The following is a 21300-nucleotide window of genomic DNA, read 5'->3' as shown; positions in this document are numbered from 1 at the left end:
ACCGGACCCTGCTGAATGCGCGGCTTATCTCCGTAGGCCGCCGAGTGACAGCACCTCCCCCCGCCTGGGTCCGGCCGGGCGCATTCGACGCCCAGAAGGGAAGGGCCTCCATCTGGAGGCCCTCTCGCATTCTGGCGCCGTGCTGTCTACAGGAACAGCTTGTAGGCCGGGTTCTCGGTTTCATTCCAGTGCGGGTAACCCAGTTCGGCCACAAACGCGCGGAACTGCTTCTTGTCCGTGGGGGGCACCTGGATGCCGATCAGGATGCGCCCGTAGTCCGCGCCCTGGTTGCGGTAGTGAAAGAGGCTGATGTTCCAGTCCGGGTTCATCGCGTTCAAAAAACGCATCAGCGCGCCCGGGCGTTCCGGGAACTCAAAGCGATACAGCAGTTCGTTGCGCGCCAGCGCTGAACGCCCGCCCACCATGTGGCGCAGGTGCGTCTTGGCCATTTCGTCGTGGGTCAGGTCCAGCGTATCGAAGCCATGACGACGGAAGTTGGCGGCGATCTTGTCGGGCTCGGTCGCGGACGACACCTGGATACCCACGAACACATGCGCGCGGTCCGCGTCGGAAATGCGGTAGTTGAATTCAGTGACGCTGCGTTCGCCGACCAGTTCGCAGAAACGGCGGAAGCTGCCTCGCTGCTCGGGCATGGTCACCGCAAACACGGCTTCGCGCATTTCGCCGACTTCGGCGCGTTCGGCCACGAAGCGCAGGCGGTCGAAATTCATGTTGGCGCCACAGGCGATCGCCACCAGCGTCTTGCCTTTCAGGTGGTGCTCGGCCGCGTATTGTTTGGCGCCGGCCACCGCCATGGCGCCCGCGGGTTCCAGGACGCTGCGCGTGTCCTGGAACACGTCCTTGATGGCGGCGCAGATTGAATCCGTGTTGACCACCACGAAGTCGTCCACGTACTGGCGCGTGAGCTTGAAGGTTTCGGCGCCCACCATCTTGACGGCGGTGCCATCCGAAAACAGGCCCACGTCATTCAATTGCACGCGGCGGCCGGCACGCACGCTGCGCAGCATGGCGTCGGAATCTTCGGTCTGCACCCCAATGATCTTGATCTCGGGCCGCAGTTGCTTAATGTAGGCGGCGACACCGGAGATCAGCCCGCCGCCGCCGATGGCCACGAAGATGGCGTCGATCGGCCCCGGGTGCTGGCGCAGGATCTCCATGCCCACCGTGCCCTGGCCGGCGATCACGTCGGGGTCGTCGAAAGGATGGACGAACGTCAGCTTCTCTTTCTTCTCAAGTATCTGCGCGTGCGCGAAGGCGTCGGTGAAGCTCTCGCCCGCCAGGACGACTTCGCCACCCAGGCGGCGCACGGCGTCTATCTTCACTTGCGGGCTGGTGGTGGGCATGACGATGACGGCGCGGCAGCCCAGGCGGCTGGCGGCCAGCGCCACGCCTTGGGCGTGGTTGCCGGCCGAGGCCGCGATCACGCCCCGGTTCAGCGCGGCCGGCGTCAGGTTGGCCATCTTGTTGTAGGCGCCTCGCAGCTTGAAACTGAACACCGCCTGAGTATCTTCGCGCTTGAGCAGCACCGTGTTGGAAATTCGCGCGGATAGCTGGGGCGCGGCTTCCAGCGGTGACTCGACCGCTACGTCGTAAACCTTCGAAGTCAGGATGCGTTTCAGATAATCAGTGGACATGGACCGCGCAAGAGCAAGAGTGAGGACTGGGCCAGATTATTGCAGGGAATGCCGCGCCGCCTGAAAAGCTTTGTCGTGGCGATGGCGCGGCAGCGCCAAGCGCGGCCGATTCGATTCCCGATGGGCATTCGCTTGCGCGCGGCTACACTCGCTCATCATGGAAGAAAGCCTCTTATCCGCGGTTCACTGGCTCATGGGCACGCTGGCGCTGCCCTCGGTGGGTTTGTCCGCCATCTTTACGGTGTCGCTCGTTTCCGCCACCTTGCTGCCGCTGGGCTCCGAGCCGGCGGTATTCGGCTTCATCAAGCTGGCGCCCGACATGTTTTGGCCCGCCATCCTGGTGGCGACGGCCGGCAACACCGCGGGCGGGGCCATCAGCTACGCCATGGGCCTGGGCGCTGAAAAGGCGGTTGAACGCTGGAAGGAAAAGCATCCCCACCCCCATCCCGACGCCACCGAGGGCGGGCGGATGCGGGGCCGTTGGAACGAACGCGCCCACGATTGGCTGCACCGCATGGGCCCGCCGGCCCTGTTGCTGTCCTGGCTGCCCGCGGTGGGCGACCCGCTGTGCGCCGTGGCCGGGTGGCTGCGCCTGTCGTTCTGGCCTTGCGTGTTCTATATGGCCATCGGCAAATTCCTGCGCTATCTGACCATGACGGCCAGTCTGCTGTGGTTCTTCCCGGGCCAGATCTAAGCACTGACATCGAACTTAAAAGGGGACGGTAGGTGCCGATTTCCCCGTGCCATTGGCCGGCTTCCCAGGGTTATTTGGGGTCAAGTCCGGCCGATGGCATAAAATAATTTTTTATGGGCCCCTCTTGCTGCCATGAACGCCCCACTCGCTAGCCACATTCTGAACGGGGCGATGCCGCCCGCGACACCCGCGCGACTGCGCGAAATCCCCTACAACTACACGTCGTTTTCCGACCGCGAGATTGTCGGCCGGCTGCTGGGCGATGACGCCTGGAGCTTGCTCACCGACCTGCGCGGCGAGCGCCGCACGGGCCGTTCCGCGCGGATGCTGTACGAAGTGCTGGGCGATATCTGGGTGGTGCGGCGCAACCCGTACCTGCAGGACGACCTGCTGGACAATCCCAAGCGGCGCAAGCAGCTGATCGATGCTTTGCACCATCGCCTGGGCGAGATCGACCGCCGCCGCGAACCGGGCATCCCCACCGAAGCAGGCCATGATCCGCATCGCGACGAGAAGGTGGTCGGCCTGCTGGCCCGCGCCCGTTCCGCGATTGCCGCCTTCGAAGGGGAATTCGACCAGACCACCATGATGCGCAAACAGGCGCAGAAGGTGCTGGGCCGCATCACCGCGCGCGACAACATCAAGTTCGACGGCCTGTCGCGCGTGTCCCACGTGACGGACGCCACCGACTGGCGCGTGGAATACCCGTTCGTGGTGCTGACGCCCGATTCCGAAGATGAGATCGCCGCGCTGGTCACCGCCTGTATCGAGTTGGGCCTGACCATTGTTCCGCGGGGCGGCGGCACCGGCTATACCGGCGGCGCCATCCCGCTGACCTGGAAGTCGGCCGTCATCAACACCGAAAAATTCGACAAGCTGGGCAAGGTCGAGTCCTGTATCTTGCCCGGGCTGACCGAGCCCGTGGCCGTCATCCATGCCGGCGCCGGCGTGGTGACCAAGCGCGTGTCGGAAGCGGCCGAGGCCGCGGGCTTTGTCTTCGCGGTTGACCCGACCTCGGCCGAAGCGTCGTGCGTGGGCGGCAACATCGCCATGAACGCGGGCGGCAAGAAGGCCGTGCTGTGGGGCACCGCGCTGGACAACCTGGCCTGGTGGCGCATGGTGGATCCGGACGGCAACTGGCTGGAAGTCACTCGCCTGGAACACAACATGGGCAAGATCCATGACGTGGACACGGCGCGATTCGAACTCAAGTGGTTCGATGGCAAGGGCAAGCCCGGCGAACGTCTCTTGAAGACCGAACTGCTGGAAATCAAGGGTCGCGTGTTCCGCAAGGAAGGCCTGGGCAAGGACGTTACCGACAAGTTCCTGGCCGGCCTGCCCGGCATTCAGAAGGAAGGTTGCGACGGCCTGATCACGTCGGCGCGCTGGGTGCTGCACCGCATGCCGCGCCACACGCGCACGGTCTGTATGGAATTCTTCGGGCAGGCGCGCGACGCCATCCCGTCGATTGTCGAGGTCAAGGGTTACCTGGACGGCGAAGGCAAGGCGCGCGGCGCCATCCTGGCCGGCCTGGAACACCTGGACGAACGCTATCTGCGCGCGGTGGGCTACGCCACCAAGAGCAAGCGCGGCGTGCTGCCCAAGATGGTCTTGATTGGCGACATCGTCGGCGACGACGATGACGCGGTGGCTGCTGCCGCCAGCGAAGTCGTGCGCCTGGCCAACACGCGCCATGGCGAAGGCTTTGTGGCCGTCAGCCCCGAGGCGCGCAAGAAGTTCTGGCTGGACCGCTCGCGCACCGCCGCGATCGCGCGCCACACCAACGCCTTCAAGATCAACGAAGACGTCGTGATTCCGCTGCCCCGCATGGGCGAATACACGGATCACATCGAACGTATCAACATCGAACTGTCGACCAGCAACAAGCTGAAGCTGCTGGGTGCGCTGGACGCCTACCTGTGCACGCCGCTGCCCATCGGCAAGGCCGACGATGCAGACATCGACAGCACCCGTGCCGAAGTGCTGGCCGAACGCACGCGCCAGGCGCTTGAAGTGCTGGGCAGCGTGCGCCAGCGCTGGCAATGGCTGCTGGACAACCTGGACCTGCCGCTGGCGCAGGCGCTGCCTGAACTGCAAGCGCTGGGCCTGGGCGACGTGCAAGCCGCGCTGACCGACCGCCTGGCCGCGCAACCCACCGCGCGCCTGTTCGATGTGGTGCAGGACCGCACGATTCGTGTGTCGTGGAAGACTGAAGTACTGCCCGGCCTGCAGCGTGCGTTTTCGGGCGCGGCGTACAAGAAGATCGTCGATGAGCTGATCGCCATCCACGGCCGTGTGTTGAAGAGCCGCGTGTTCGTGGCGCTGCACATGCACGCCGGTGACGGCAACGTGCACACCAACATCCCGGTCAACTCGGACGACTACGAGATGCTGCGCGAGGCCCACCAGGCTGTCGACCGCATCATGCAAATTGCCCGCGACCTGGACGGCGTGATCTCCGGCGAACACGGCATCGGCCTGACCAAGTATGAGTTCCTGACCGACGCCGAGCTGGCGCCGTTCCAGGACTACAAGCGACGCGTCGACCCCAACGGCCACTTCAATGCCGGCAAGCTGATGCCCGGCGCTGATTTGCGCCACGCCTGGACGCCCAGCTTCAACCTGATGGGCCACGAGTCGCTGATCATGCAGCAAAGCGACATCGGCGCCATCTCGGAATCCATCAAGGACTGCCTGCGCTGCGGCAAGTGCAAGCCGGTGTGCGCCACCCACGTGCCGCGCGCCAACCTGCTGTATTCGCCGCGCAACAAGATTCTGGCGACCTCACTGCTGGTTGAAGCCTTTTTGTACGAAGAGCAGACTCGGCGCGGCGTCAGCCTGAAGCACTGGGAAGAATTCGAAGACGTGGCCGACCACTGCACCGTCTGCCACAAGTGCTACAACCCCTGTCCGGTGGACATCGACTTCGGCGACGTGTCGATGAACATGCGTGCCGTGCTGCGCCGCATGGGCCGCAAGTCGTTCAACCCGGGCACGGCCAGCGCCATGTTCTTCTTGAACGCCAAGGACCCTGCCACCATCAACGCCACGCGCAAGGCGATGGTGGGCGTGGGCTACAAGGTGCAGCGCGCGGCGCATGATCTGTTTTCGGGATTGGTGAAAAAGCAGACGGCCAAGCCGCCGGCCACCGTGGGCAAGCCGCCGCTGCGCGAGCAGGTCATTCACTTCGTGAACAAGAAGATGCCGGGCGGACTGCCGAAGCAGGCCGCGCGCAAGCTGCTGGATATCGAAGACGCGAACTATGTGCCGATCATCCGCGACCCCAAGGCCACGACCGCCGATACGGAAGCGGTGTTCTATTTCCCGGGCTGCGGTTCAGAGCGCCTGTTCTCGCAGGTGGGTCTGGCCACGCAAGCCATGCTGTGGCACGCGGGCGTGCAGACGGTGCTGCCGCCGGGCTATCTGTGCTGCGGCTATCCGCAGCGCGGCAACGGCATGACGGACAAGGCCGAGCAGATCATTACGGATAACCGGGTGCTGTTCCACCGGGTCGCCAATACGCTGAATTACCTGGATATCAAGACGGTGGTGGTCAGTTGCGGCACCTGTTACGACCAGTTGTCGGGCTATGAATTCGACAAGATTTTCCCGGGCTGCCGGTTGATCGACATCCACGAGTACCTGCTGGAAAAGGGCATCAAGCTGGAAGGCGCCAAGGGCGTGCGCTACATGTATCACGACCCCTGCCATACGCCGATGAAGCTGCAAGAGCCGATGAAGACGGTGCGGGCGCTGGTGGGCGATGAGGCCATCAAGAGCGACCGCTGCTGCGGGGAGTCGGGCACGTTGGCGGTCAGCCGTCCGGATATTTCGACGCAGGTGCGTTTCCGCAAGCAGGAAGAGCTGCTGAAGGGCGATGCGGCGCTGCGCGATGATGGCTTTGCCGGCGACGTGAAGGTGCTGACGTCATGCCCGTCATGCTTGCAGGGGCTGTCGCGCTATGAAGGCGACGTCAAGATGGAAGCGGATTACATCGTCGTTGAGATGGCCCGGCACATTCTCGGTGAAGGGTGGATGGAAGATTACGTGAAGCGCGCGAATGCGGGCGGGATCGAGCGGGTGCTGGTGTGATGGGTTGCGCGCGAAATTGACTGGGGATTTTTCTCGGCGGTGGTGCGCGCTTCACCCATCCTACGGGCGGTTGGTTTGATGGGTTGCGCGCGAAATTGACTTGGGTTTTTCTGGGCGGTGGTGCGCGCTTCACCCATCCTACGGATGGTCGTCTTTTGTAGGATGGGTGAAGCGCGAGAGCTTGGTCAGAAGGACCGGATTGCGAATCGCGCGGAACCCATCGTCATGGTACCTGGCACTTTCCACCAACAAAAAACCCGCGTGCAGCCCAAGCTGAACGCGGGTTTTTTAACGGCTGACCGGATCACTCCAGCTTGATGTTCGCCTTCTTGATCACGTCTGCCCAAGCGCTGCGCTCTTGTTCGGCGTAGGCCTTGAAGTCTTGCGCCGGCATCGGCATCGGGATCACGCCCATGTCCAGCATCTTCTTGGACACGGCGTCGCTCTTCAGCGTGGCGTCCAGGTCGGCTGACAGCTTCTTCACCACCGCTTCCGGCAGGCCGGCGGGGCCGACCATGCCTTGCCAGGCGTAGGCCGTGAAATTGGCCACGCCTTGTTCGGCCATCGTCGGGGTGTCGGGCAGCACCGACAGGCGTTCCGGCGTGGCGGCGGCCAGCACGCGTAGCTTGCCGGCCTTGACGTTCGGCAAGCCGGATGCCAGGTCGATGAACATCACATCCACCTGCCCGCCCAGAAGATCCTGGATGGCGGGCGCCGCGCCCTTGTAAGGCACATGCAGCAGGTCCGCGCCGGTGCGCTGCTTGAAAAGTTCAAGCGCCAGATGGTGCGGCGAACCCGCGCCGGCCGAGGCCGCGCTCAGCTTGCCCGGCTCTTTCTTTGCGGCGGCCAGCACGTCGGCCACCGTCTTGTACGGCGAATTGACGTTCACGGCCAAGAGCAGCGGGAACTTGGCGATGCCGCCGATGTAGGTGAACTTGGCCGGATCGTAGGACAGCTTCGCATACAGCGACGAATTGAACGCCAGCGTCCCCGAATCCGCCGTGCCGACCATATAGCCGTTAGGTTCGGCCTGCGCGATGGCGGTGGCGCCGATGATGGTGGCCGCGCCAGGGCGGTTTTCCACCACGATGGTCTGGCCCAGCGTCTTTTCCAGGCTGCTGGCGACGGTGCGGGCAACCACGTCGGTGCCGCCGCCTGCCGGATACGGCACGATCCAGCGGATCGGCTGGGTGGGCCAGGATTGGGCGGAAGCCGTGGCGGCGGCCAGCGACAGGGCGGCCAGCGCCAACAGGCGCCGTGCGGGATTGTGCATGGGGTGTCTCCTCGTGCGGGATCAAAGATTGAGCGCGACGCGGGCGCTTTTGTTATGCGCCGTCAGTCTGCGCCGCTATTTTTTGCGCCGCTATTATGCTCGCGTTCCGCGTGAAAAGGGGGCCGGCCGGCCCCCTGTTTTCCCGCATGCAGTATCGGTTTACTGTGTATCGGGGTAAGTGCGGGCACCGAAAATCGCCGTGCCGATACGCACCTCGGTCGAGCCTTCTTCAATAGCCAGTTCAAAGTCGCCGCTCATGCCCATCGATAGGCGCTCCAGCGAGACGCCATCGATATTTTCGGCGCGCAGGCCGTCGCGCAGCTCGCGCAGGGTGCGAAAGCAGGCCCGCACTTGTTCCGGGTCGGGCGAGTTCACCGCCAGCGTCATCAGGCCTTGCACGCGCAGGGTGGGAAATTCCGCCGCAATGCGGCGCAGGAACGCGGATACGTCTTCGGGCGCCATGCCGAACTTGCTGGGCTCGGTCGACGTCTTTACCTGGACCAGCACGTCCAGGCTCCGCCCCTCGTTGAGCAGGCGGCGGTGCAGGGCCTCCGCCAGATCGGCGCGGTCCAGCGATTGCACTTCGGTGGCGTCGCGCGCGGCGTCCTTGGCCTTGTTGGTCTGCAAATGGCCGATCAGCACCCATTGCAGGCCTTGCCCGGCCAGCGCGGCCGCCTTCTGTCGGATTTCCTGGGTCTTGTTTTCGCCAAAACGGGTCAGGCCCAGCGCCATGGCTTCGCGTATTGCGTCCACCTCGAAGGTCTTGCTGACGGGCAGCAGCACCACGCTGTCCGGGCTGCGCCCGGCGCGCGCGCAGGCATCGGCAATGCGTTGGCGGATGTGGGCGAGGCGCCCGGCCATGGTGTCTACGACGGTCATGCAGCTCTCTTGCAGGAACAGGATGTCCCATAGTGTAGGACTGTGCAGGACGGTTTCGCCACACTGCGTGCGGCCGCCGTTGACCCTGTGTAATCGGCAGGCTTAGAATTTGCGGAGATTTGTTTATATTTCAATGTTCTATGCCCTCCGGCGCCGCCCCAGCAGGCGACACGGTTCTTCCCCTTCCCAGTCTCCCCGCCATGTCCAGCGCAGCGCCAGAATACGCCTTTGCCACGCCGTTCCTGAATCCCCCCGCATCCCCCATCCGATCGCTCATGCCGTATGCCTTGCGGCCGGGCACGATTTCGCTGGCTGGCGGTTACCCCGCGCAAGAACTGTTCGACGTCGAGGGCCTGTCGATCGCATCCACCCAGGTCATGTCGCGCCTGGGCGCGTGCCTGCAGTATTCCAACATTGACGGCCAAGCCAGCCTGCGCAACGAACTGGCCCGCCTGTCCGCCGCGCGCGGCCTGCAATGCAATGCCGATACCGAACTTGTTGTGACGGGCGGCTCGCAGCAGGCCCTGGCGCTGCTGACCCGCGTGATGCTGCAACCCGGCGACCACGCCATTATCGAATCGCCCGCCTTTCCGAATTCCGTGCAGGCCCTGCGTTACACCGGCGCCACGGTGCATACGGTTGCATCGGGCCCGGATGGTATCGACGTGGATGCGCTGGACGAACTGGCCACGCGCGTCAAACCCAAGATGGTCTGCGTGGTGGCATCGTTCTCGAACCCTTGCGGCGCAACAATCTCGCGCCAGCGCCGCTTGCGCTTGCTGGAACTGGCCGTCAAGCACCGCTTCCTGATCGTTGAAGACGACCCCTACAGCGAACTGCGCTTTGCCGGTGAAGCGGTGCCGCCCATCGCGGCTCTGGCCGAGGGCGAAGCCCGCCACTGGGCCGTGTACCTGGCCAGCATGTCCAAGACCATGGCCCCGGCGCTGCGTATTGGCTGGCTGATTGCCCCGCCCGAAATCCGCCGCCGCTGCGTCAGCGCCAAGGCCGCCGACGACATGGCGTCATCCGCCTGGATCCAGGAAGTGGTGGCGCAATACCTGGCCAACGGCCGCTACGACGAACACGTGCCGCGCATCCGCGCTGCCTATGGCTTGCGCTGCGACGCCATGGCCGAGGCCTTGGCCCGCGAACTGGACGGCCGCGTCAGCTTCAGCAAGCCCGAGGGCGGCATGTTCTTCTGGGCGCGCCTGACGGGCGACGTGGACGCAACGCGCCTGTTGCCCTACGCCATCGAGCACGAAGTGGTCTATGTGCCGGGCAAGGCGTTCTACGCCAACGCCGAACAGGCCGACCTGTTCGCCATGCGCATGTCGTTCGCCACCATGAACGAAAGCCAGATCGCCCAGGGCATGGTGCGCCTGGGCCGTGCGCTGGATGCCTGCCAGGCCAACGAGCCCGTGTCGATTTCGCTGGCGGCGTGACGGCATAATCGCATCGCGGCAAAGCGGCGCTCGCTTGCGGGCCGCCGCGCACATACCTTAATAAGCGCTTGTTATTTGGCGCGGGCGCTTCATGTCTATAAGCTTCTTGCCTCGGCGCGTCCCCGCGCCCGGTAACACAGGAACCAGGTCATGAACATTGCAAAAGGGTTGGTGGGCGCGGCGCTCTTGATGGCGGCAGTGCAAGGTGCGCAGGCGGCAACGTTGGACGTCGTGCGTGAGCGCGGCGCCGTGGCCTGCGGCACCACCACGGGCTTCGCGGGTTTTTCGGCGCCCGATGCGCAAGGCAAATGGCAGGGGCTGGACGTGGACGTCTGCCGCGCCATTGCCGCGGCGGTCTTCGGCGACGCCAGCAAGATTAAGGTCGTGCCCCTGAATTCGCAGCAGCGTTTCACCGCCCTGCAATCGGGCGAAGTGGACGTGCTGACGCGCAACACCACCGTGACCCAGCAGCGCGACACCGCGCTGGGCATCATCCACGCCGGCATCAACTTCTACGACGGCCAGGGCTTTCTGGTGCCGAAGTCGCTGGGCGTGAAAAGTGCCAAGGAAATCAGCGGCGCCACCATCTGCCTGCAAACGGGCACGTCCAACGAAAACACGCTGGCCGACTGGGCGCGCGCGAACAATGTCACCTACAAGCCGGTGGTGATCGAAACGTTCAACGAAGTGGTCAACGCTTTTGCCACGGGCCGTTGCGACGTGTTTTCGACCGATGCCTCGGGCCTGGCCTCAATCCGTATTTCCAAGCTGCAGAATCCCGACGATTATCTGGTGCTGCCCGAGATCATCTCGAAAGAACCGCTGGGGCCCTTCGTGCGCCAGGGCGACGATAAATGGCTGAACATCGTGCGCTGGTCACTGTCGGCCATGATCGAAGCCGAGGAATACGGCGTGACGTCCAAGAACGTGGACGAGCAGTTGAAAAGCGCCAACCCCAACATCAAGCGCATTCTGGGCGTAACGCCGGGCAGCGGCGCCAACCTGGGCCTGGATGAAAAGTGGGCCTACAACATCGTCAAGCAGGTGGGCAATTACGGCGAGAGCTTTGAGCGCAATGTGGGTGAAGGCAGCCCGTTGAAGATCAGGCGTGGCCTGAATGCGCAGTGGACGCAGGGCGGTTTGATGTACGCGTTGCCAATCCGTTGATCGTCCGATTGCCCTGACGGCCAGCGGGCGCCCCGGTCACCCTTGCCGGTACAACTGCGCGATCTTCACGAAAGCGATGCGCAGTTCCCGGGTGCCGCCCTGAAGAATCACGGGCCGGCCCCGGTGCGTAAAGATCACCAGCCGCTTTGAAAACAGCATCGGTACGAAGCGGGCGTAGCGCACGTCTTCCCACGCGACTTCCCGCCGCGTGAACCACGACTGGCGCAGCCCGCGCTCGTCGATCGTGGTGATCGACACCTGCATGTGCCACGACACGAACAGCAGCCCGACAAAGCACAGCACCACCACGACGGCCAGCAGGGTGTCGAAGGGCTGCGCGGGCGCGCGGATGGCGGTGGTGACCACCTGCACGCCCAGCACGGCCAGGACGACCCAGGCCAGGATCCGCACCCAATCCGGCCAGGCCTGCCCCGACAGGGGCAGGGGGCCGATTTCGCGCAGCAAGGCCACGCGGTCTTCCAAGGACGGGGCCGGGCCGGGCTGGCTCATGCGGCCCGTTTGGCCGCGATGGCATTGCCCGCGCGGCTGGAACCCTTGCGGTTCAGGTGGCCCGACATCCATTGGCCGATATCGACCACGGCGTCGAAGTCCACGCCCGTGTCGATGTCCAGGCCGCGCAGCATGTACAGCACGTCTTCGGTGGCGACGTTGCCGGTGGCGCCCTTGGCGTAAGGGCAGCCGCCCAGGCCGGCGACCGACGTATGGAAGATGGAAATGTCGGTTTCCAGCGCTGCCAGGATGTTGGCCAACGCCTGGCCGTAGGTGTCGTGGAAGTGGCCGGACACACGCGCCGGGTCCACCACGCGGGTGACCGCCGCCATCACGTCGCGCACGCGCTGCGGCGTGCCCACGCCGATGGTGTCGGCCACATCAATTTCATCGACCTGCATCGCCAGGTAGCGCTGCGCCACGTCCACCACGGCTTCCACGGGAACCTCGCCCTGGTAGGGACAGCCCAGCGCGCAACTGATGCTGCCGCGCACGCGGATGCCGGCGTCGCGCGCGGCTTGCACCACGGGTTCGAAGCGGGCGATGGATTCGGCGATGGAGCAGTTGATGTTCTTTTGCGAGAACGCTTCGCTGGCGGCGCCGAAGATGACGATTTCGTCCGCGCCGGCGGCCAGCGCGCCTTCAAAGCCCTTCATGTTGGGCGTCAGCACCGAATAAATGGTGCCCGGGCGGCGCTCGATGCGCGCCATGACGTCGGCGCCATCAGCCATTTGCGGCACCCACTTGGGCGACACGAACGACGCGGCTTCCACGTTGGGGAAGCCCGCTGCCGACAGGCGGTTGATCAGCTCGACCTTGATCTCGGTCGGCACGAATTCCTTTTCATTCTGCAGACCGTCGCGGGGCGACACTTCGACGATCTTCACGCGGGAGGGCAAAGCCATGTCTCTTCCTGGTTCGATTTGGGTGACGCGGCGCGCAAGGCTGCGGCGCCATCGTCAATATTAGCGCCATCGGAATGCGTGCTGCCCGAGCGAGTGATGGGTATATGGGTATTCGAGCCGCGTGCAATGAGCGCGGGTTGGGATCCCGTGCCCCGCCCCTACGTCAGCCGCTGGTACCGCCCATCATCCAGCCGGGCGATGCGCCCCTGCAATTCCAGTTCCACCAATTGCGCTTGCAGATCGCCAACGGCCAGCCCCGAGCGGACCTGAATGGCGTCCAGGTGCAGCGGATCAAAGCCCAGTGCCTCCAGCACGGGGTGGCTGGGCAATGCCGGGGAGGGCGGCGTCACGCGGCGCGCCGTGGGCGTGGGGCCGCCACCCAGTTCGTCGGTGATGTCGGCGGCCGTTTCCACGAGCTTGGCGCCTTGGCGGATCAAGGCATGGCAGCCGCGCGACAAGGGCGAATGGATGGAGCCGGGAATGGCGAAGACCTCGCGCCCGCTTTCGCCGGCCAGCCGCGCTGTGATGAGCGACCCGCTTTGCTTGGCGGCTTCCACCACCAGCACGCCGCGCGCCAAGCCCGCCACGATGCGGTTGCGCTTGGGAAAGTGCGGCGGCAGGGCGCCCGTGCCCAAGGGGAATTCAGACACCAGTGCGCCCTGCGCGGCGATGCGGTGCGCCAGATCACGGTGACGCGCGGGATAGATGCGGTCGATGCCGGTGCCCATGACGGCGACGGTGCCCGCGCCATCGGCCCCTGCTTCCAGCGCGCCTTCGTGCGCCGCGGCATCGATGCCCAGGGCCAGGCCGCTGACCACGCGCCAGCCGTGTCCGGCCAGATGGCGGGCAAACGCGCGCGCGTTCTCCTGGCCGCCCGGCGTGGCGTTGCGCGCGCCCACGACCGCCAGGGATGGCCCTTGCAGGAAGTCGGGATTACCCACCACGTACAGCAGGATGGGCGGGTCGGCGATGGTCAAGAGATTCTGCGGATAGGCCGGGTCGGCCAGCGTCACGATGTAGCGGTCAGGCCCTTGCACCCATTGCAGCCCCCCTTCCACCAGGGCCGCCATGTCGGCCGGCATGGGCGCGGCCAGTTGGCGTGCCAGCGCCTCGGGCAAGTGGCGGGCCAGGGCGGTGGCGCGCTGCGCGTAGATCTGCTCGGGCAGGCCGAGCGCGCTAAGCAGCGTACAGGCGGTGGCGGAACCCACATTGGGCTCCAGGGACAGCCGCAACCAGGCGGACAGTTCGTCAACAGTATGCGTAAGCGGCATGAGGCGGGCAGGTAGGTGGGCAACCAGGGTGGGCAAGTGTCGCATGCAAGGCGCGATGCGCGTCGGCGGGGCAGGGATGAAAGCGTCCTGGCAGGGGCCGTGTGATGCAGCCGTGATGCGGTCTGGCCAGGATGCTGGATCGCCGTTGAAAAGGGGGCGGACCCGCGTCATCAACAAGCGGGGACGCAGCAGCCCCGCAATGCCGGACTTAGCCGAAAACTATTAGAAATCAAGACTCTAATGAATTAAACTCTTGCCCAAGTATCAATTATTGGCGATCCCCTTTCAATGGCTTTACTTCCTATCCTTCGCTACCCGGATCCGCGCTTGCACAAAAAGGCCAAGCCGGTAGCCGAAGTCGACGACCGCATTCGTCAACTGGTGCGCGACATGGCCGACACCATGTACGACGCGCCGGGTGTCGGCCTGGCCGCCACTCAGGTCGACGTGCATGAGCGCGTGGTCGTGATTGACGTGTCCGAGGACAGCAACGAACTGCTCACGTTGATCAACCCCGAGATCACCTGGCGCAGCGACGACCACAAGGTCTACGAAGAAGGCTGTCTGTCCGTGCCGGGCGTCTACGACGAGGTCGAACGCGCCTCGCGTATCCGCTGCAAGGCGCTGGACATCGACGGCAAACCCTTCGAGTTCGAAGCCGACGGCCTGCTGGCCGTGTGCGTGCAGCACGAGCTGGACCACCTGGAAGGCAAGGTCTTCGTCGAATACCTGTCCAACCTCAAGCAGAACCGCATCAAGACCAAGCTGAAGAAGGCCGAGCGCGAAGCGCTGCGCGACTGATTCCCGTTTTCCACTCTTTGGTCTGACACCCCCATGCGCCTAGTTTTTGCCGGCACGCCGGAATTCGCCCGTATTGCTTTCGACGCCTTGCGGGCCGCGGGTCACGAGATCGCCCTGGTGATGACCCAACCCGATCGTCCCGCCGGACGCGGCCTGAAGCTGACGCCCAGCCCGGTCAAGCAGGCCGCGCTGGACGCCGGCATTCCCGTTGCCCAGCCGCGCAGCCTGCGTCTGGATGGCCGTTATCCCGACGAGGCCGCCGAGGCCCGCGCGCTGCTGGAGCAGGTGGCGCCCGACGTGATGGTGGTGGCCGCCTATGGCCTGATCCTGCCGCAATGGGTGCTGGACCTGCCGCGCCTGGGTTGCCTGAACATCCACGCCAGCCTGCTGCCGCGCTGGCGCGGCGCGGCGCCGATCCAGCGCGCCATTGAAGCGGGTGATACGCAAACGGGCGTGACCATCATGCAGATGGATCAGGGCCTGGATACGGGCGACATGCTGCTTGAGCGCGTGGTGCCCATTTCCGCCGATACCAACGCCGCGCAATTGCACGACGCGTTGGCGCTGGCAGGGGGCGAAGCCATTGTGGATGCGCTGAGCGCCTTGGCTCAAGAGGGCCTGACCCCGCGCAAGCAACCCGAAGCCGGCGTGACCTACGCGGCCAAGCTGGACAAGGCCGAAGCCGCGCTGGACTGCACCCAGCCCGCCGAATTGCTGGCGCGCCGCGTGCGCGCCTTCAACCCCGTGCCCGGTGCCAGCATCCGCTTGGCCGGCCTGCCCGACCCGGTCAAGGTGTGGCGCGCTCAGGCGCTGGACATGGCCGTGACGGCCGAGCCCGGCAGCGTGTTGCGCGCCGACGCGAACGGTATCGACATCGCCACCGGCTCGGGCGTGCTGCGTTTGCTGGAATTGCAGAAGGCCGGCGGCAAGCGCCAGCCGGTGGATGTGTTCATGCGCGGCTGGCAGCCGTCCTGAAGGCTCAGGGCCGGCGGCTGCCCGCCAGCAAGTCAAGATAGGCGCCCGCCACCAACTGCGTGGGCGCCACCCCCAGCCCCGCCATCAAGGTGCGGGCTTCTGCCATGCCGGCGTCGGTGCTTTCGCCGTCGCGCAGCACCACTTCCAGTTCCAGGAATTCGCCCAGGCCCTCGACCTGATCCAGATGGATGCGGGTACGTCCGGCCATGAACACCACACGATGTTTTTTCACGCGGCCGATGGCGCCATAGGCCAGCGTCAGGGTCTCGCGCAGGGTGTCGGGCGAATCCGTGGGGGATATCGAGTAGAAGCTTTCTTTGGGGCCGATGTCGTCGGCGCGGCGGTAAAAGATCAGTTCGCCCGTGCCGTCGGCGAATGCCCGCAGCTTCAGGCGGCCATGGGTGCAGGTGAAGAAGGTGTCGTCTTGTTCCAGGGACGCGGGCTCTTGCCCTGATAGCGCGGCGGCCAGGGGTTCCAGCGCGGCGATGCTATCGACACGGGCCTTGATTTCGACGTTGCGTGCCATGTGTGCGGACCCCCAGGGCCGATATCAGTACAAGGTGCCCGCAACGCGCGCGGGCAGGTCGCGGTCGTAGGCCACGCCGTCAAAGGTGCCGGCCGTCAGGTCCGACAGGATGCGGCCGGTGCTGGGCAGCGCGCTGCGCGGTACTTGCGTGGCCGGATCCCACAGGCGCGAGCGCAGCAGGGCGCGCGAGCATTGGAAGTACACGGTCTGCACATCGATGATCAACACCGAGCGCGGCAGTTTGCCGTCCATGGCAAAGCGTTCCAGCAGGGCCGGGTCGACGCTGATGCGCGCCGTGCCGTTCACCCGTAGCGTTTCGCCCACGCCCGGCACCAGGAACAACAGCGCCACGCGCGGGTCGGCCAGCACGTTCAGCAGGCTGTCCATGCGGTTGTTGCCACGGCGGTCGGGCAGCAACAGCGTCTTTTCGTCTTCAACCACCACAAAGCCAGCGGGGTCGCCGCGCGGCGATGCATCCAGGCCATCCGGCCCGCAGGTAGCCAGCATCGCGAACGGCGCCGCTTCGATGAAGGCGCGGTAGTGCGGGTGCACATGGTCCACTTCTTTCTTCAACGAGGCCTCGCCGGGTTCCCCGTACAACGCCTGCAGCGCGGCGGGGTCGGTGACGAGATGAGCGGGGTCGGTGTGCATGGCGGGTTCCGGTGGGCGGGGTCAGGCCAGGATGGCGGGCAGGTCGGCAACGGCTGTAAAGAGTTCGTCGGGTTTGCGTTCGCGCAGGGCGTCCATGTGGTTATAGCCCCAGGCGACCGACCCGACGCGCACACCTGCCTTGCGGGCGGCGTCGATGTCGCGCATTTCGTCGCCCACCAGCAGGAAACGTTCGGGGGCCACTTCATGGCGCCGCATCAAGCGGTCGATCTTGGCGGCCTTGCCGAACAGGTCGGTGCCGCATTCATAGTCGTCAAACAGCGCGGCGGTGTCGGCGCCCAGCACGCGCTGCACGTTTTCAATGGAGTTCGAACTGATCACCGCCAGGCGCATCCCGCCCGTCTTCAATTGCGCGAGCATGTCGGGGATGCCCTCGAACAGGTGCACGCTGGGGTCGATGTCCTGCATCAGCGTGCGTACGTGCGTCATGATGGCCGGCAGCTTCCACAGCGGAATGCCCAGGTATTTCAGGATTTCAGAGGCTTCGCGATGGCGCAGGTTTTCGCGTTCGGACAAGTCGATCTTGCGAAAGCCGTACTTGTCGGCCACCGTGTTCAGAATGGAATTGAACCAAGGCATGGTGTCCGCCAAGGTCCCGTCGAAGTCGAATGCAGCGATGTCGTATTTCAAGTAATCAATCCGTTTGCCGGCTTGCGGCGGCGCTACAAGCCGTTGGGGTGAAGCAAATAGTGCACCACCGGCGCCAGTGCTTCAAGCGGCGGCGCGCTTGCCACGACACGGGCGGCGTTGGTCCAGGGATAGTCCAGGCCCAGCAGCCAGCCGAACACGGCGGGCATGTCGCCAGCCGGCAGCGTGACCATGGTTTCGATGGTGATGGTGAGGTCGGTCGCGCGATAGGGTTCCGATTGGAACTTCCAGTCGTACCGGCCACAGCCCACGCGCACGTTGCCGGTGGCCTTTTCGGTCATGCCGACGATCCAGTCGCACTGGTAATCGGGCAGGCGTGCATCGGCCGCGGGGCGCGACAGGTAGAACGTGTAAACGTTTTCGTAGGTTTGGCCGAACTTGCGAACGAGCGTGTCGGCAATCGCCGCCAAGCCGTGCGATTCGGGCGGAAAGGCAATGGCCTGCGTGCGCAGGGCCATTTTCAGCACGGCGTCGGGGGCGAATGCGCGCGCCAGGTGGTGGGGGCGGTTTTCGTCCTTGGCGTGGAAATAAGCGCGCAACACGGACTCGGTGCTGGAGGGGGACAACGAATCGGACGACATTGCAAGGGCTTCCGTCATGGTCTCAAGTGTGTGGGTGTGGGACATCAGGCCGTGATGGGATCGAACCACTTCGAGACGTTGGGCGGCTCGTAGATGGCGTAGCGATCCAGCAGCAGGGCGGGGTCTTCTTCCACGACCAGCATGTCGCGATGCTGGGGGCGGATGAAGGCTTCTTCGACGGCGTGGTCCACGAACTGCACCAGCGCATCGTAGTACCCCGCGATATTCAACAGGCCGCAGGGCTTCTGGTGCATGTTCAATTGCGCCCAGGTCCAGACTTCAAAAAACTCTTCAAGCGTGCCGGCGCCGCCAGGCAGCGCGATGAAACCGTCGGACTTCTCGATCATCATCGCCTTGCGCTCGTGCATGTTCTGCACCAGGTGCAGTTCGGTCAGGCCGCGATGCGCCTGTTCTTTTTTCTGCAGCAGTTCGGGGATCACGCCAATCACGCGGCCACCGGCCGCGAGCACCTCGTTGGCCACCACGCCCATGATGCCGACGACGGATCCGCCGTACACCAGCCCCAGGTCGCGCTTGACCAATTCGCGGGCCAGCACGCGGGCCTGTTCGATGTAGTCCGGGCGGGTGCCGGGATTCGAGCCGCAATACACGCAGATGTTCTTCAGGTTCATGACAGATACGAGATGGCCGGGCCCGTTACAGATTGCGTCACGGGCATTCCGGGAAGTCGATAGTTTACGAGAAGGTCAGCGGGCGCGTTTCCGGGCCCCGAGCCGTGCAAATTGGTGGCAGGAGCAATGTTTGGACACAGCAAGTTCCGCTGTGATCGGTAGACTGGGTTGTTCGGTACGACTGGAAATCCAGCGTCGTAGGGCTTTCACTAACTAGAGGAGCGAACGATATGGAACAAGCAACCCGAACCCCCGAGAAGGCCAGCCGCCCATTCGACATGGACGTGAAGGCGATCCGCGCCAAAGCACGCCAAGACATCGAGTCCGGCGCCGTCACGGACACCTATCGCGCAGACCGCGAAACCGTGCTGAAACTGCTGAACGAAGCACTGGCCACGGAAATCGTCTGTGTGCTGCGCTACAAGCGCCACTACTTCATGGCCCGTGGATTGAACGCCGAACCGGTGGCCGCGGAATTCGCCGAACACGCCACGCAAGAGCAGGATCACGCCGACCGTCTGGCCGAGCGCATCGTGCAGTTGGGCGGTGAACCGAACCTGTCTCCCAAGGGCATCCTGGAGCGCAGCCATTCGGAATACGTCGAAGGCAAAAGCCTGCAAGACATGATCAAGGAAAACTTGATCGCCGAACGTATCGCCATCGACAGCTATCGCCAGATGATCGAATACATAGGTGAACAGGACTCGACCACGCGTCGCCTGCTGGAAGAGATTCTGGCAGTGGAAGAGGAACACGCCGACGATCTGGCGGATTTCCTGTAAAGAAACAGCCGCGCGTTGCGCGCGGCGTGGGCGTCCGCCTGACGGGCGCGGTCAAACCAAGAGGGGCGCACCGTCAAGGCTGGCGGCGCGCCCCTGCTGTATCTGCTTTATCAGATCGCCTCGCCCCAGAGGTCGTATTCGTCTGATTCGGTGACGCGCACGCGCACCAGGTCGCCCGCTTTCAGCGTTTTTTCCGAACTGACGTACACACAGCCGTCGATCTCAGGCGCGTCGGCGCTGCTGCGGCCAATGGCGCCGTCTTCGTCCACTTCATCGATCAGCACGTCGATCTCGCGGCCCACCTTGCGGGCCAGGCGCGCAGTCGAAATGCCCTGCTGCAATTCCATGAAACGTTCCCAGCGGTCTTGCTTGACCTCGTCGGGCACGGGGTTGTCCAGCAGGTTCGCGGGCGCGCCTTCCACCGGCGAATACTGGAAACAGCCCACGCGATCCAGCTGCGCTTCCTGCATCCAGTCCAACAGGTACTGGAAGTCTTCCTCGGTCTCGCCGGGAAAGCCCACGATGAAGGTGGAACGGATGGTCAGGTCGGGGCAGATCTCGCGCCAGCGCTTGATGCGCGCCAGCGTCTTGTCTTCGAACGCCGGACGCTTCATGGCTTTCAGGATGCGCGGGCTGGCGTGCTGGAACGGAATGTCCAGGTACGGCAGGATCTTGCCCTCGGCCATCAGCGGAATCACTTCGTCCACGTGCGGGTACGGGTACACATAGTGCAGGCGCGTCCAGACGCCCATTTCGGACAAGGCCAGACAGAGCTCCGTCATGCGCGTCTTGACCGGGCGACCGTTCCAGAAGCCACTGCGGTACTTCACATCCACGCCGTACGCGCTGGTGTCCTGCGAGATCACCAGCAGTTCCTTCACACCGGCCTTGACCAGGCGTTCGGCTTCGCTCAGCACATCGCCCACCGGGCGGCTGACCAGGTCACCGCGCATCGACGGGATGATGCAGAAGCTGCAACGGTGATTACAGCCTTCCGAGATCTTCAGGTAGGCGTAGTGGCGCGGCGTGAGCTTGATGCCCTGCGGCGGCACCAGATCCAGATAGGGGTTGTGGTCCTGCTTGGGCGGCGCGGCGTCATGCACGGCGCGCACCACCTCTTCATACTGCTGGGGACCGGTCACCGCGAGCACGCTGGGGTGCACCTTGCGGATCACCGATTCCTCAACGCCCATACAGCCGGTGACGATGACCTTGCCGTTCTCGGCCAGCGCTTCGCCAATGGCTTCAAGCGATTCGGCCTTGGCGCTGTCAATGAACCCACAGGTATTGACGACGACGACGTCCGCATCGTTGTACTCGGGCGTGACTTCGTACCCTTCGGTGCGCAGTTGGGTCAGGATGCGTTCGGAGTCGACCAGGGCTTTAGGACAGCCCAGGCTGACGAAGCCGACTTTGGGGGAAGACATGGAATACCTCGGTGGGCGCGAGCCGGCGCCAATGATCAAAATCTGCGCAATTTTAGCGCGGCAGAGCAGGGGCCGTATTTTAGGGGCAAACGGGCAGCGTCGGCGGGTTCTGATGCAGCGCCGGCACGATACGAATACGCGATGGAAAAGCCCTTACGTTTCTCCGAGTTTGACGTCGGAGTCGGGTGGCTGATTCGAAAAAATCCGTCTTGTTTTGCTAAGTTCACCCAAACAGCGTTCAAATATTAGTAAAACTCAGATTTTTGTGGTCGGCGCCCAATTAGTATTGTTGTTAACGATCTTTCACGACAGACTGCCGCTTCATCAGTTTCTGTGAGATAGATCGCTCCGCGCACACGCTGCGGGCGCCG

General features: G+C 64.3%; 19 protein-coding genes. 7 read left to right on the top strand and 12 right to left on the bottom strand.

All coding sequences use genetic code 11. From position 1 onward, the window contains the following. Positions 1-146: 146 nt before the first annotated feature. Complete coding sequence (gene ilvA, locus P8T11_RS18180; RefSeq protein ID WP_268080664.1) at positions 147-1655, bottom strand: threonine ammonia-lyase, biosynthetic; 1509 nt, start codon at positions 1653-1655, stop codon at positions 147-149. Between the two features lie 157 nt (positions 1656-1812). On the opposite strand from ilvA, the gene P8T11_RS18175 reads away from it, so the two are divergent. Both P8T11_RS18175 and P8T11_RS18170 read left to right on the top strand, forming a co-directional pair. Further along, positions 1813-2349, top strand: coding sequence for a YqaA family protein (locus P8T11_RS18175; RefSeq protein WP_230693770.1), 537 nt, complete (start codon positions 1813-1815; stop codon positions 2347-2349). Positions 2350-2481: 132 nt separating this feature from the next. Then, positions 2482-6441, top strand: coding sequence for an FAD/FMN-binding oxidoreductase (locus P8T11_RS18170; RefSeq protein ID WP_268080665.1), 3960 nt, complete (start codon positions 2482-2484; stop codon positions 6439-6441). A 304-nt stretch (positions 6442-6745) separates the two neighbouring features. On the opposite strand, the gene P8T11_RS18165 is transcribed toward P8T11_RS18170, so the two are convergent. Together P8T11_RS18165 and P8T11_RS18160 are read right to left on the bottom strand one after the other, a co-directional pair. Further along, positions 6746-7714 carry a Bug family tripartite tricarboxylate transporter substrate binding protein gene (locus P8T11_RS18165; RefSeq protein ID WP_268080666.1) on the bottom strand — a complete coding sequence of 323 codons (969 nt, stop codon included), beginning with the start codon at positions 7712-7714 and terminating at the stop codon, positions 6746-6748. 159 nt (positions 7715-7873) lie between these two features. Continuing rightward, positions 7874-8593, bottom strand: coding sequence for a YggS family pyridoxal phosphate-dependent enzyme (locus P8T11_RS18160; RefSeq protein WP_268080667.1), 720 nt, complete (start codon positions 8591-8593; stop codon positions 7874-7876). A gap of 200 nt (positions 8594-8793) precedes the next feature. Between P8T11_RS18160 and P8T11_RS18155 the strand changes: the two genes are divergently transcribed. Then, complete coding sequence (locus tag P8T11_RS18155) at positions 8794-10035, top strand: PLP-dependent aminotransferase family protein (protein ID WP_268080668.1); 1242 nt, start codon at positions 8794-8796, stop codon at positions 10033-10035. 150 nt (positions 10036-10185) lie between these two features. Further along, entirely contained in the window at positions 10186-11202 is a 1017-nt protein-coding gene (locus P8T11_RS18150) for an amino acid ABC transporter substrate-binding protein (protein WP_268080669.1), read from the top strand. 36 nt (positions 11203-11238) lie between these two features. Here P8T11_RS18150 and P8T11_RS18145 read toward each other — a convergent pair whose 3' ends face one another. The 3 genes from P8T11_RS18145 to dprA all read right to left on the bottom strand — a co-directional run bounded on the left by P8T11_RS18145 (position 11239) and on the right by dprA (position 13888). Further along, positions 11239-11712, bottom strand: coding sequence for a hypothetical protein (locus P8T11_RS18145; protein WP_268080670.1), 474 nt, complete (start codon positions 11710-11712; stop codon positions 11239-11241). Then, complete coding sequence (locus tag P8T11_RS18140) at positions 11709-12617, bottom strand: hydroxymethylglutaryl-CoA lyase (protein ID WP_268080671.1); 909 nt, start codon at positions 12615-12617, stop codon at positions 11709-11711. Before P8T11_RS18140 ends, P8T11_RS18145 begins: the two co-directional genes overlap by 4 nt. 158 nt (positions 12618-12775) lie before the next feature. Further along, a complete protein-coding gene (gene dprA / locus P8T11_RS18135) occupies positions 12776-13888 on the bottom strand; it encodes a DNA-processing protein DprA (protein WP_268080672.1) in 1113 nt (370 codons plus the stop codon). 288 nt (positions 13889-14176) lie between these two features. Here dprA and def point away from each other — a divergent pair, with 288 nt between their 5' ends. Together def and fmt are read left to right on the top strand one after the other, a co-directional pair. Beyond that, positions 14177-14689, top strand: a complete 513-nt coding sequence (gene def, locus P8T11_RS18130) for a peptide deformylase (protein WP_268080673.1) — start codon at positions 14177-14179, stop codon at positions 14687-14689. 33 nt (positions 14690-14722) lie between these two features. Next, a complete protein-coding gene (gene fmt, locus P8T11_RS18125; protein WP_268080674.1) occupies positions 14723-15664 on the top strand; it encodes a methionyl-tRNA formyltransferase in 942 nt (313 codons plus the stop codon). Positions 15665-15668: 4 nt separating this feature from the next. Here fmt and P8T11_RS18120 read toward each other — a convergent pair whose 3' ends face one another. From P8T11_RS18120 to P8T11_RS18100, 5 genes are read right to left on the bottom strand one after another with little or no spacing between them, the layout of a single operon-like run. Further along, positions 15669-16190 (bottom strand): class IV adenylate cyclase, encoded by a 522-nt coding sequence (locus P8T11_RS18120; protein WP_268080675.1) that lies wholly within the window; start codon positions 16188-16190, stop codon positions 15669-15671. A 24-nt stretch (positions 16191-16214) separates the two neighbouring features. Beyond that, a complete protein-coding gene (locus P8T11_RS18115) occupies positions 16215-16841 on the bottom strand; it encodes a pyridoxamine 5'-phosphate oxidase family protein (protein WP_268080676.1) in 627 nt (208 codons plus the stop codon). Between the two features lie 21 nt (positions 16842-16862). Beyond that, positions 16863-17489, bottom strand: coding sequence for an HAD hydrolase-like protein (locus P8T11_RS18110; protein ID WP_268080677.1), 627 nt, complete (start codon positions 17487-17489; stop codon positions 16863-16865). A 32-nt stretch (positions 17490-17521) separates the two neighbouring features. Next, the gene (locus tag P8T11_RS18105) at positions 17522-18106 is read right to left on the bottom strand and encodes a hypothetical protein (RefSeq protein ID WP_418910293.1); all 585 of its coding nucleotides are present in this window, start codon (positions 18104-18106) and stop codon (positions 17522-17524) included. Between the two features lie 26 nt (positions 18107-18132). After that, a complete protein-coding gene (locus P8T11_RS18100; RefSeq protein WP_050448759.1) occupies positions 18133-18720 on the bottom strand; it encodes a TIGR00730 family Rossman fold protein in 588 nt (195 codons plus the stop codon). A 230-nt stretch (positions 18721-18950) separates the two neighbouring features. On the opposite strand from P8T11_RS18100, the gene P8T11_RS18095 reads away from it, so the two are divergent. Further along, a complete protein-coding gene (locus P8T11_RS18095) occupies positions 18951-19502 on the top strand; it encodes a ferritin-like domain-containing protein (protein ID WP_268080678.1) in 552 nt (183 codons plus the stop codon). A gap of 110 nt (positions 19503-19612) precedes the next feature. On the opposite strand, the gene rimO is transcribed toward P8T11_RS18095, so the two are convergent. Then, a complete protein-coding gene (gene rimO, locus P8T11_RS18090) occupies positions 19613-20929 on the bottom strand; it encodes a 30S ribosomal protein S12 methylthiotransferase RimO (protein ID WP_268080679.1) in 1317 nt (438 codons plus the stop codon). Positions 20930-21300: the final 371 nt, after the last annotated feature.

Origin of the sequence: Achromobacter spanius (genome assembly GCF_029637605.1) — a bacterium.
GTDB lineage: Bacteria > Pseudomonadota > Gammaproteobacteria > Burkholderiales > Burkholderiaceae_B > Achromobacter > Achromobacter spanius_E.
This window is presented reverse-complemented; position numbering and strand designations above follow the sequence as displayed.